Below are 13,029 nucleotides of genomic sequence, written 5' to 3' on the forward strand. Positions count from 1 at the left end.
AGTTTAAAAATCTTAACACTTAGAGCTGTTAGTAGGGAACAGTAAAAATGTTGATTATTAAAAGTGTTAAGGTATCAATATAAATTAAAAATCAAAAGAAGGAGGCATTTTTATATGTCAATAACTTTAGAAACAGCTCAAGCTCATGCAAATGACCCAGCAGTATGCTGCTGCAGATTTGAAGAAGGAACAATAATAGCACCAGAAAATTTAGAAGATCCAGCAATATTTGGAGATTTAGAAGATTCAGGATTACTAGTTATACCAGAAAATCATTTAACAGTAGGTCAAGTATTAGGAGCTAAGTTAACAAAAACTTTAGATGCTTTATCTCCAATGACTACAGATAATGTGGAAGGGTATAAAACAACAGAAACAGATGTTGAGGAATCTACTGAAGAAAAAGTAGAAGCTCCAGTAGCACCTGTAGCTACTTTGACACAAGCTACAACAGGTCAAGTAATAAAAATACACATACAAGAAGGTAAAGATATCAACTTAGAGATACCTTTAGCAATTGCTACTCAAATGGGAGTAGTACCACAAAAATAATAGTTAAAATACAACTATTTAAGAAGGTTTTAATTTACTTGATTCCTCAGTTAAGGGGCTACCTGTTGAGGAATCGAGATTTAAAATAATAAATAAGAAAATAATGTAAGGAGGTATTTTATACTATGTCAATAACTTTAGAAACAGCTCAAGCCCATGCAAATGACCCAGCAGTATGTTGTTGTAGATTTGAAGCGGGAACAATAATAGCACCAGAAAACTTAGAAGATCCAGCAATATTTGCAGACTTAGAGGATTCTGGATTATTAACAATACCAGAAAATGGATTAACTATAGGTCAAGTACTAGGAGCTAAGTTAAAAGAAACTTTAGATGCGTTATCTCCAATGACTACAGAAAATGTAGAAGGATACAAAGCAGGAGAGGCTAAAGAAGTAGTAGCAGAAGAAGCAGTAGTAGAAGAAGCTCCAGCAGCTTTAGAAGCAGTAGTGCCAGTAAGCACAGGAGTTTTAGGTGAAACAGTTAAAATACACATAGGTGAAGGTAAAAATATAAGCTTAGAAATACCTTTATCAGTAGCTGGTCAAGCAGGAGTTGCTGCTCCAGTAGCAAACGTTGCAGCTCCAGTAGCAGGTGCAGCAGAAGTAGCTCCAAAAGTTGCAGAAAAGAAACTTTTAAGAAGCTTAACTAAAAAACACTTTAAAATAGATAAAGTTGAATTTGCTGATGAGACTAAAATAGAAGGAACTACTTTATACATCAGAAATGCTGAAGAAATATGTAAAGAAGCTAATGATACTCAAGAGTTAGTTGTAGATATGAAATTAGAAATAATAACTCCTGATAAATATGAAACTTACAGTGAAGCTGTATTAGATATACAACCAATCGCTACTAAAGAAGAAGGCGAATTAGGTACAGGTATAACTAGAGTTATAGATGGAGCTGTAATGGTATTAACTGGTACAGATGAAAATGGAGTTCAAATAGGTGAATTCGGTTCTTCAGAAGGTGAGTTAAATACTACTATGATGTGGGGTAGACCAGGTGCTGCTGACAAAGGTGAAATATTCATCAAAGGTCAAGTAACAATAAAAGCAGGAACTAACATGGAAAGACCAGGACCTCTAGCTGCTCACCGTGCATTTGACTATGTAACTCAAGAAATAAGAGAAGCATTAAAAACAGTTGACAACTCTTTAGTAGTTGACGAAGAAGTAATAGAGCAATACAGAAGAGAAGGTAAAAAGAAAGTTGTTGTTATAAAAGAAATAATGGGACAAGGTGCAATGCATGACAACCTAATATTACCAGTTGAGCCAGTTGGTACATTAGGAGCTCAACCAAACGTTGACTTAGGAAACATGCCAGTTGTATTATCTCCACTTGAAGTATTAGATGGTGGTATCCATGCATTAACTTGTATAGGACCTGCATCAAAAGAAATGTCAAGACATTACTGGAGAGAGCCATTAGTAATAAGAGCTATGGAAGATGAAGAAATAGATTTAGTAGGTGTTGTATTTGTTGGTTCTCCACAAGTAAACGCTGAGAAATTCTATGTATCTAAGAGATTAGGTATGTTAGTTGAAGCTATGGAAGTTGATGGAGCTGTAGTAACTACTGAAGGTTTCGGAAACAACCATATAGACTTCGCATCTCACATAGAGCAAATAGGTATGAGAGGTATACCAGTAGTTGGTGTAAGTTTCTCAGCTGTTCAAGGTGCTCTAGTTGTTGGTAATAAATACATGACTCACATGGTAGATAATAACAAGTCTAAGCAAGGTATAGAGAATGAAATATTATCTAACAATACATTAGCTCCAGAAGATGCTGTTAGAATAATGGCTATGCTTAAAAATGCTATAGCTGGTGTAGAAGTTAAAGCTCCTGAAAGAAAATGGAATCCAAATGTTAAATTAAATAACATAGAGGCTATAGAAAAAGTTACAGGAGAAAAAATAGCATTAGAAGATAATGAGCAATCTTTACCAATGAGTAAGAAAAGAAGAGAAATATACGAAAAAGACGAAAACTAAGATTTAGATAATAGTATAAATTTAGATCCAAGTTTAAAACAGTGTAGAGAGGTAGAATTATAATGGATAGATTAAAATATATCTCATCAGAGACTTTTTATGAGGGTATTATAGTTGACATCAAAGGTGGTGGAGTGACTATAGACCTGAAAGGTAGACTTGGACAATTTAAAATACCTAATAGAATGCTTATAACTGACTACGAACTTAAGATAGGTCAAGAAGTTGGATTCATGCTAAGCTATCCTGAGGTATTAAGTCCAGAGCCTAATCAAGAGTATGTAGAAAATATTAGGAGAGAAAAAGAAAAACAAGAAGAAATGCAATCAAAGCAAGAAGAAAAATAATAAATAATCGTTTGAAAATAGAAGGGAGAGGAAATATATGAGCCTTACAACAGTACAAGGACTTCAATCTGAAATATTCGTTCCAATAACACCTCCTCCAGTTTGGACTCCTGTAACTAAAGAATTAAAAGATATGACTATAGCTTTAGCTACAGCAGCTGGTGTTCACTTAAAATCTGACAAGAGATTTAATCTAGCAGGAGATACTACATTTAGAGCTGTACCTAATACAGCTACAGTTGATGAAATGATGGTATCACATGGTGGATATGATAATGGAGATGTAAACAAAGATATAAACTGTATGTTTCCTATAGATAGATTACATGAATTAGCTGCAGAAGGATTTATAAAAGCAGTAGCTCCTATGCACTATGCATTCATGGGTGGTGGAGGAAACCAACATGTCTTCACTGAAGAAACTGGTCCTGCTATCGCTGCTAAACTTAAAGAAGAGGGAGTAGACGGTGTAGTCATGACAGCTGGCTGAGGTACTTGCCATAGAACTGCCGTGATCGTGCAGAGAGCAATAGAGGAAGCTGGAATACCTACAATAATAATCGCAGCTCTTCCTCCAGTAGTTAGACAAAACGGAACTCCTAGAGCAGTTGCTCCATTAGTTCCAATGGGTGCTAATGCTGGTGAACCACATAACATAGAAATGCAAACACATATATTAAGAGATACATTAGAGCAATTAGTTGCAATACCATCTGCTGGTAAGATAGTTCCATTACCATACGAATATAAAGCTCACGTTTAAAATGTAATTTATATTTGAAAATATAAAACCCTTCTCCCACACAGTTAGGAGAGGGGTTTTAAGAACAAAGGTGGATATTATGGAAGAAAAAATAATGAGAAGACTTGTTATAAAACCGTTTCATATGAATGAAGTTAATTTCGGTTCAAAAACTTCTATAAAGAAAGATGTACTTACAATCAACTTATCAAGTATAGATGAAATAAAAGAAAAAGAAGATTTAATAACAGACATAAAAGTAGATATAATAAAGCCTGGAGATTATGACAGAGAAATTAACACTATTATGGACATTATACCAATATCAACCAAAGTTTTAGGCAGATTGGGAGAGGGAATTACACATACTTTAACTGGTGTATATGTAATGTTAACTGGCGCAGATGAAGATGGAAATCAAATGCATGAATTTGGCTCTTCAGAAGGAATTTTGAAAGAACAAATGGTGTTTGGTAGATATGGAACTCCATCAGTTGAAGATTATATAATTCATGTAGATGTAACTCTAAAGGGAGGTTTACCTTTCGAAAGAGCACTTCCACTTGCAGCATTTAGAGCATGTGATGATTTTATACAAGAAATGAGAACGTCTTTGAAAATGGAAGACGGAAGAAATGCTACTCAAGTTCGTGAATATTTTGACAAAATTCGACCAAATGCAAAAAAGGTTGTCATAGTAAAACAAATAGCAGGTCAAGGTGCTATGTATGACAATCAGTTATTCTCAAAGGAGCCTAGTGGTTTTGAAGGAGGAACATCAATTATAGATATGGGAAATGTACCTATGATTATATCTCCTAATGAATACAGAGATGGTGCCCTTAGAGCTATGACTTAAGAGAGGTGGATATTATGGGAATAGGACCTTCAACAAAAGAAACATCTCTTCATCACTTTAGAGACCCACTTTTAGACATAGTTGAAAGTGATAAAGATGTAGACTTACTTGGAGTAATAGTAGTAGGAACTCCAGATGGAAACGAAAATAAGACTTTTGTGGGACAAAGAACAGCCGCTTGGCTGGAAGCCATGAGAGCAGATGGAGCTATAGTTTCATCAGATGGATGGGGAAACTCACATGTTGACTATGCCAACACATTTGAGGAAATAGGAAAAAGAGATATACCTGTAGTTGGAGTTACATTTAATGGTACTCAAGCTAAATTTGTTGTAAGCAATCAATATATGAATACTATAGTTGATATGAACAAATCAAAAGAAGGTATAGAGACAGAAGTTGTTGGAGAAAACAACACAAATGAAATAGATGCTAAAAAAGCTCTAGCATTTTTAAAACTTAAGATGAGAAAACATGGATAACAAATCCATTACTAGATTTGATAGATATTGATTCTAACATGCACTTGTTATGAATAATTTTAATTAAGGTATTGGATATATTTACAGTAGGTCTTACTATTATGGGAGCAGATGAGGACTAGTATTTACGAAGCCATACATATAAAGCTACCATAATTTATTATAAGAAGACAACATGCTACATAGAAACAGAAGTAGTTGGATACAATCACATGGATGAAGTTGATGTTAAGAAGCATTGGCTTTTCTAAAATTAAAAATGCGTAAAACGCAAAATAAACCTAAGGGGGAATTTGATATGAAATTTAGCAGAAGTATACAAGCTATAGACTCTCATACAGCAGGTGAAGCAACTAGAATAGTTGTAGGTGGAATACCTAATATAAAAGGAAATTCTATGCCTGAGAAAAAAGAATATTTAGAAAAAAATCTAGATTATTTAAGAACTGCTATAATGTTAGAGCCAAGAGGACATAATGATATGTTTGGTTCTGTAATGACTCAACCTTGTTGCCCAGATGCTGACTTTGGAATAATCTTCATGGACGGTGGCGGATACCTTAACATGTGTGGCCATGGTACAATAGGAGCTATGACAGCAGCTATAGAAACAGGTGTAGTTCCAGCAGTAGAGCCTATAACTCATGTAGTTATGGAAGCTCCAGCAGGAATAATAAGAGGAGACGTTACAGTTGTAGATGGAAAAGCTAAAGAAGTATCATTCTTAAACGTGCCAGCTTTCTTATATAAAGAAGGTGTTGAAGTTGAATTACCAGGTGTTGGAACAGTTAAATTTGACATATCATTTGGTGGAAGCTTCTTTGCTATAATACATGCAAGTCAATTAGGTTTAAAAATAGAACCTCAAAATGCTGGTAAATTAACTGAGTTAGCTATGAAACTTAGAGACATAATAAACGAGCAAATAGAAATACAACATCCAACTTTAGCTCACATAAAAACTGTAGACTTAGTTGAAATATATGATGAGCCAACTCATCCAGAAGCTACTTACAAAAATGTAGTTATATTTGGTCAAGGGCAAGTTGACAGATCTCCATGTGGAACTGGAACAAGTGCTAAATTAGCTACTTTACATGCTAAAGGTGAATTAAAAGTAGGAGAAAAATTCGTATATGAAAGTATATTAGGAACTTTATTCAAAGGTGAAATAGTTGAAGAAACTAAAGTTGCAGATTTCAATGCTGTAGTACCTAAAATATCTGGTTCTGCTTATATAACTGGATTCAATCATTTTGTAATAGATGAAGAAGATCCACTTAAACATGGATTTATTCTTAAGTAAGCAATAAATAAATTGGGAAATTAAAATAGAATAGTAGCCTTTTATCGGCTACTATTCTATAGCTTTTAGGCTATAAGATTCAGAATATATTAAAAAATAAAAAAATAGGAGGATGGATTATGGTAGCGATCTTAAAGGCATTATACGTAGTATTCGCAGCAATCTTTGCAGTTGTGTTTGGTAAAGACGTAGCTAAAGCAAACAAAGAGGGGAAACTAGAAGAACAAAGTACTCCAAAAGTTGCTGTAACAGGATTTATAACAGATTTCTTTGATACATTAGGAATAGGGTCATTTGCTCCAACAATAGCAATGTCAAAAGCTTTAAAATTAAATATACCAGATAAAAAAATGCCTGGTACATTAAACGTAGCACATACTATTCCAGTTGTTACAGAAGCATTCATATTTACATCAATCATACCAGTTGATGGTGTTACTCTAGTATCTATGGTTGTGGCAGCAGCTGTTGGTTCATACATAGGTGCAGGAATAATAGCTAAAATGGACGAAAGAAAAATACAACTTGTTATGGGTGTAACTCTAGCATTAACAGCAATATTAATGTTATTAGGTCATCCTTGGGTTAACGTATTACCAGGTGGGGGAAATGAATTAGGTCTTACTGGTGTTAAATTAGTAATAGGTGTATTAGGTAACTTTATACTAGGTGCTTTAATGACAGCTGGTATAGGTCTATATGCTCCTGGTATGGCGATGGTTTACTTCTTAGGAATGTCTGCAAAAGTTGCGTTCCCAATAGTTATGGGTTCTTGTGCATTATTAATGCCAGTTGCAAGTATGAAATTCATAAAAGAAGATGCATATACTAAAAAAGCATCAGTTATAATAGCTATCTGTGGTTTAATAGGGGTTTTCGTAGCTGCATATATAGTAAAAACTCTACCAATGGATATATTAAAAGCATTAGTAATAGTTGTTATAGCTTACACTTCTGCTACAATGATAATGGCTGCAAATAAAAATAAAAAGACTGCTTAGTATTTATTAAATATTACAGCTAATAATAAAACTATAAACTGCTTTAAAATATTAATTTAATATTTTAGGGCAGTTTTTTATTTATTAAATTAATATAATTATATAAAGCAATTAATATGCCAATTGTGTAATATATATAATAATTTATTAAATTAGAGATGAAAATTGTTGTATTTATAAAAATTAAAGCATAATTTGAAGTTAAATATTTACATTTTATGCTCAATAAACTATGCAAGTGCTCATATATTAATACAGATAAATAAAAATATTATCATATTAAGTCTAAAATAACTTGTAACTGATAAAAAATAAGTTATATATGACTCTAGAGTTATCTGAATTATTTGGATAAATTTAAGTTACTGGATTTACTTGTATACAAGTATTTAGAATGAGTTATATATGACTTAAAAAAATATATAAAGAGTTTTAAAATTAATATAAGAGTGAAATAGAGGAATTAAACAGTGTGGTGATATATAAATCCAATAACAATTTTATAAATTTAAAAAGGAAAAGATTAAATGAAATTTATAACTAAATAAAAATTTTTAAACAGCAATCAAAGATTTGTAATAAAATACATCCCTCACAAATATATTTATTATATAAGCTGATACCAGAAATATAAGAATTAACAATTGTGGAGGGATAAAATATGATAGCTGTTAAAGATGAGAATAACGTAGTAAACTTAAGAGGGGAGTTAGACAATAAGCTAGAATTTAGTCATGAGATATTTGGGGAAAAATTTTATAATATGAAAATAAAAATAAACAGACTAAGTGATTCTTTTGATATACTTCCAATGACTGTATCAGAAAGACTTCTTCAAGATGTTGACCTCGATAAACAAAATTTAGTCAATGTTGTAGGTCAATTAAGATCATATAATAAAACATTAAATAATAAAAATAGATTAGTGCTTACAGTGTTTGCTAGAGAAATAAAAAGTATAGATGAGGAAAATAAAGACCCTAATAGCATATTTCTAGATGGATATGTATGTAAGGAGCCTGTATATAGGAAGACGCCTCTAGGAAGGGAAATAACCGATTTATTGGTGGCTATAAATAGACCTTATAACAAATCTGACTATATACCATCAATAGTTTGGGGTAGAAATGCTAAATTTGCAAAGAATCTAAAGGTTGGTGATAGAATACAGCTTTGGGGCAGGGTTCAAAGTAGAGAATATGAGAAAAAAATAGATGAAAATAATGTGATTAAAAAAATGGCTTATGAAGTATCAATATCGAAAATAAAAAAACTGGATGAGAATAACAACGAATAGATTCAAAAAGTATACTGTTTTTTATGAACAAAATACCAATAATTCTGCTATAATAACATATTAAAACCCATAAAGATTGTTTAAAAAAATACTAATGAAATATCTCTTGAATAGTTGCTCGCCATTTATTATAATGTAATCTGTACATAATTTATAATTGAGGAAATGAAGAGGTGAAGCATTGTGAAAAGCATATTGTATCAGATAAATAGACAGCCAGTTAAAGCTAAATATACATCTGATGAATTAGAATGTTTTTTGGATACAATTGAGTATAATGTAGGTGATAAAATATTGCTTGTTGGTCATATAGGAAACCTAGGCAAGAGATTGAGAGGTCTTGGTACATCTGTAACTATACTGGAGAATAGTAACTATGAAGATGTCTGTTATTCTTTAGTATATAATGAAAATTGCAATGTAGTTAAAGGTAAGTTAGAGTTTTTACCATTTGATGATAATCATTTCAACAAGATAATAATAGTAGACCAATTTAATGTTATTACAGATTGTGAAAAAGCTTCATCTGAAATACAAAGAGTTTTAAAGGGCAATGGAGAGGTTATATTAGAGGATTTAAATTTAAAAAATTTAAAAGTTAAGTTAAACTATCTTAAACATAAGTTTTGTGGTTCTGTTGCAAAGATTCACTATCCACATGAAGTATTCAATATATTTTCAAGATTAAACTTTGATGGTATGATTAAAGAGTCAAATAAATTAAAATATATTTATGTGGGAAAAAGAAGATAAATGAGTTAAAATATAAATATGGATATAATATAAAAGACTAGGTTAAGCCTAGTCTTTTGTTATAAGGAGATGTTTAGATGGAAATAAATTATGAATTGATAATAATTGTTATGCTCTTTGTAGTCCTAATGTCAATCCAATTTACTTTAAATAAGATATACTTGATTCTTAAAGAAATAAGACAAATACTTATGTTAAGAAAAAATAAGGAATGATGATTATGATAGGTTTAGAATATATAAAATCTGATATTCAAAATATAGCTGAGGCTATAGTATCAGTACTCAATATAGATGTAACTATAGTAAATAAAGAACTATTTAGGATTGCAGGAACAGGAATCTATGTAGATAAAATAGGTGAGAAAGTAGATAAATATACAGCTTTTAAAAAATCACTTACAGAACAGATTACAATACTAATCGATGACCCAAAGAGTAGTGATATATGTAAGGAATGCTATAAGAATGATGCCTGTGTAGAGTTTGCAGAGGTATGCTGCCCTATTATATGTGATGGTGATTCTCATGGCGTTATAGGTCTTATAGCCTTTACAAAAGAGCAGGCACAGATTATAGAAAATAATAAAAGTGGTCTTATAAACTTTCTAGGTAAGATGGCAGATTTAATATCGAGCAAATTAAAAGCTCAAATTAAAACGTATGAACTGGAATTAGAAAAGAAAAAATTAGAGACTTTATTAAACAACATGGACAAGGCTGTTGTATCTATTGATGTAGATGGCAAGATTGATAAGTATAACTCAAAATTTAAGGAGCTTTTTAATCTAAAAGATAATATAACTGGAAAAAACATATTTGCTGAATTAGATTTTATACAGAAGCCTTCTGTAAATAACTTTAAGAAAGATAAATCATGTAGCTTTTTTTATAAGAGATATGGATATGATTCAAAAGGAATATATAATATCAATAAAATAGTATTAAAAAATGAATTAAAAGGCTATGTTATTGATTTTATAGATAAAAGAGATGCTATAAAGAACTATAATAAGATTAATAAAGATTATAAGATAAAATTAGAAAATATAATTGGTGAAAGTGCAGCCATAAGACATTCTAAAAAAGAAGCCCTAATAGCATCTAAATCAACTTCAACAGTACTTATTACTGGTGAAAGTGGAACGGGTAAAGAACTCTTTGCAAGAGCTATACACAATCATAGTAATAGGGTTGATAATCCTTTTATAGCTGTAAACTGCGCAGCAATACCAGATAATTTATTAGAGAGTGAATTATTTGGATATGAAGAAGGAGCTTTTACTGGAGCTAAAAAAGGTGGAAAGCTTGGAATGTTTGAAGTAGCTCATAAAGGAAGCATATTTTTAGACGAGATAGGAGATATGAGTTTACACTTACAGTCAAAATTATTAAGAGTATTACAAGAAAAAGAGCTCAATAAGATTGGAAGTAAATCAAATGTTTTGATAGATGTAAGGATTATTGCTGCAACGAATAAAGATTTAGAAAAGATGGTTCAAAATGGGACCTTTAGAGAAGATTTATATTATAGATTAAACGTTATACCTATAAAATTACCTAGTTTAAGAGAAAGAAAAGATGATATACCACTTATAATTAAGCATATGGTTAAAGAGTATTCAAAAAAACTAGATAAAAATGTTATTGATATAGATAGCAGAGTTGTCGATGCTATGATTGAATATAAGTGGCCAGGTAATATAAGAGAACTACAGAATATTATTGAATATAGTGTGAATATGTCTTCGTCTCCAGTCATTACAATGAATGTGATTCCTCAAAAGATAAAAAATACATCTGTAGAAGAATTAGAGGTTAAAAGTGATAGAATAGTTCCACTTGATGAACTTGAGAAGATTGAGATAATAAAAGCTTTAAATAGATACAAAGATTATAAAAAAGATAAAGAATTAACAGCTAAAGCACTTGGAATATCAAGAGCTACATTATATAGAAAAATTGAAAAATACAATATAATCTCATAGTAATATAATAAGTGTAAGCCGTCTCAAAATGATATAAAATCTCATTTTGAGATTTTTTTTTGTCTTTTTGCGAAATTGTCATTCTCTTATCGATTGAAAGGAATATAAAATCTCTATGTAAATAAAAAAAGTATATATATAGAATCAGTCATATCAATGATTATAGCGTATCAAAATAAAAATATAGAAAAAATAAAAAATATGGCATGTATCTTGCTATAAATATAGATAAGAAATTATTTAATAGAATTATTTGAGTACTAAATCTAAACTTAATTGGGAGGTTTATATAAAATGAGAGATATAAGAAAAGAATTAGTGGAAATGTTAAAGGCAGAAGTTAAGCCAGCAGTAGGATGTACTGAGCCAGTAGCTTTAGCACTAGCATGTGCAAAGGCAAAGGAATTATTAGGAGAAGAAATAGTTGAAAATCGTATGTTAGTTAGTCCTAGTATATATAAAAATGGTATGTGCGTAGGTATACCAGGGACTGAAAGATTAGGATTAAAAATAGCAGCAGCTCTAGGTATAGTAGGAGGTCATTCTGAAAACGGATTAAGTGTACTAGAAACTTTAACAAAAGAAGAAGTTAAAATAGCTGAAGATTATATGGATAACACTCCTTTATCAATAACACCTGCTGATACTAGAGAGAAAGTATTTATAGAAGTGTTATTAAAAGGAGCAAATCATACTTCTAAAGTTAGAATAAGAACTAAACATGACAACTTCACATACTTAGAGAAAGATGGAGAAGTATTACTAGATAATGAGCCAAAAGTATCAGTTTCAAATGATTCAGCAGAAAAAGTTGAGAGCTTAATGGACACTGTAACTATACAAGAATTAGTAAAAAATGTAGAAGATATTGATTTTAAAGATATAGAATTTTTACTAGATGGAGTAAAAATGAATGAAGAAATGGCCGAATATGGATTAAAGCAAAAAACTGGTATTGGCGTAGGATATGGAATCAAAAAATCTATGGAAGAAGGTCTTTTAGGTAATGATGTTATAAACTATGCAATGATGTTAACTGCTGGAGCTTCAGATGCAAGAATGGCTGGAGTAAAAATGCCTGTTATGAGTTCTAATGGTAGTGGAAACCACGGTTTAACAGCAATTCTTCCAATAGTTGCTTACAATAAAAAATTCCCACAATCTGATGAAAGACTAGCAAAAGCTTTAGCTATATCACATCTAGTAACTGGTTATATTAAAAACTATACAGGAAGATTATCTGCTGTATGTGGATGCGGAGTTGCTGCATCTACTGGAGCTACTGCAGGTATCTCTTGGCTTATGAATGGTACTGAAAAGCAAATAGAAGGAGCTATAGAAAATATGATAGCTGACCTAAGTGGAATGATATGTGATGGAGCAAAAGCTGGTTGTGCTTTAAAATTATCATCTGCTGCATCTGCTGCTATACAAAGTGCTATAATAGCTAAGCAAGACTGTTTTGTACCACCACTAAATGGTATAGTTGGTTCAAGTGTTGAGCAAAGTATACAAAACTTAGGTAGAGTAAGTGATAAAGGTATGTCTATAACAGATGAGATAATCTTAAATGTAATGAATGATATGAATAAAGTTGATTAGTATTTTAAAATATTTTTATATTATAAGATATAGTAAAAATAGAATAAATAAATTTAATTAGTGCCCCAAATGAAATACAATTATATATAAATGGAAAA

Annotated in this window: 12 protein-coding genes and 1 pseudogene; all 13 read left to right on the top strand. The window is 31.2% G+C overall.

Annotation, left to right across the window (positions count from 1 at the left end):
• Positions 1–114: 114 nt before the first annotated feature.
• Positions 115–537 (top strand): annotated as a pseudogene (locus Q3223_RS13880) (D-proline reductase (dithiol) proprotein PrdA); the annotation flags it as partial.
• A 140-nt stretch (positions 538–677) separates the two neighbouring features.
• Complete coding sequence (gene prdA / locus Q3223_RS13885; protein WP_054277631.1) at positions 678–2,555, top strand: D-proline reductase (dithiol) proprotein PrdA; 1,878 nt, start codon at positions 678–680, stop codon at positions 2,553–2,555.
• 62 nt (positions 2,556–2,617) lie between these two features.
• Positions 2,618–2,902: a CBO2463/CBO2479 domain-containing protein gene (locus Q3223_RS13890; protein WP_074179789.1), complete on the top strand. Its 285-nt coding sequence runs from the start codon at positions 2,618–2,620 to the stop codon at positions 2,900–2,902.
• Positions 2,903–2,939: 37 nt separating this feature from the next.
• Complete coding sequence (gene prdB / locus Q3223_RS13895) at positions 2,940–3,665, top strand: D-proline reductase (dithiol) protein PrdB (RefSeq protein ID WP_079739805.1); 726 nt, start codon at positions 2,940–2,942, stop codon at positions 3,663–3,665.
• 79 nt (positions 3,666–3,744) lie between these two features.
• Complete coding sequence (gene prdD / locus Q3223_RS13900; protein ID WP_219673669.1) at positions 3,745–4,503, top strand: proline reductase cluster protein PrdD; 759 nt, start codon at positions 3,745–3,747, stop codon at positions 4,501–4,503.
• A 14-nt stretch (positions 4,504–4,517) separates the two neighbouring features.
• Positions 4,518–4,985: a glycine/sarcosine/betaine reductase component B subunit gene (locus Q3223_RS13905; protein ID WP_021386220.1), complete on the top strand. Its 468-nt coding sequence runs from the start codon at positions 4,518–4,520 to the stop codon at positions 4,983–4,985.
• Between the two features lie 298 nt (positions 4,986–5,283).
• Positions 5,284–6,291 (top strand): proline racemase, encoded by a 1,008-nt coding sequence (locus Q3223_RS13910; protein WP_054271695.1) that lies wholly within the window; start codon positions 5,284–5,286, stop codon positions 6,289–6,291.
• A gap of 119 nt (positions 6,292–6,410) precedes the next feature.
• A complete protein-coding gene (locus Q3223_RS13915) occupies positions 6,411–7,292 on the top strand; it encodes a TSUP family transporter (RefSeq protein ID WP_054271687.1) in 882 nt (293 codons plus the stop codon).
• A gap of 661 nt (positions 7,293–7,953) precedes the next feature.
• Positions 7,954–8,589, top strand: a complete 636-nt coding sequence (locus Q3223_RS13920) for a single-stranded DNA-binding protein (RefSeq protein ID WP_054271686.1) — start codon at positions 7,954–7,956, stop codon at positions 8,587–8,589.
• A 183-nt stretch (positions 8,590–8,772) separates the two neighbouring features.
• A complete protein-coding gene (locus tag Q3223_RS13925) occupies positions 8,773–9,342 on the top strand; it encodes a class I SAM-dependent methyltransferase (RefSeq protein ID WP_021386272.1) in 570 nt (189 codons plus the stop codon).
• Positions 9,343–9,419: 77 nt separating this feature from the next.
• The gene (locus tag Q3223_RS13930; RefSeq protein ID WP_021386277.1) at positions 9,420–9,557 is read left to right on the top strand and encodes a hypothetical protein; all 138 of its coding nucleotides are present in this window, start codon (positions 9,420–9,422) and stop codon (positions 9,555–9,557) included.
• Complete coding sequence (locus tag Q3223_RS13935) at positions 9,554–11,329, top strand: sigma 54-interacting transcriptional regulator (RefSeq protein WP_167639844.1); 1,776 nt, start codon at positions 9,554–9,556, stop codon at positions 11,327–11,329. Before Q3223_RS13930 ends, Q3223_RS13935 begins: the two co-directional genes overlap by 4 nt.
• Before the next feature lie 294 nt (positions 11,330–11,623).
• The gene (locus tag Q3223_RS13940; protein ID WP_407812100.1) at positions 11,624–12,931 is read left to right on the top strand and encodes a serine dehydratase subunit alpha family protein; all 1,308 of its coding nucleotides are present in this window, start codon (positions 11,624–11,626) and stop codon (positions 12,929–12,931) included.
• Positions 12,932–13,029 lie beyond the last annotated feature (98 nt).

Source organism: Clostridioides sp. GD02367, assembly GCF_045900275.1.
GTDB classification, from domain to species: domain Bacteria; phylum Bacillota; class Clostridia; order Peptostreptococcales; family Peptostreptococcaceae; genus Clostridioides; species Clostridioides difficile_A.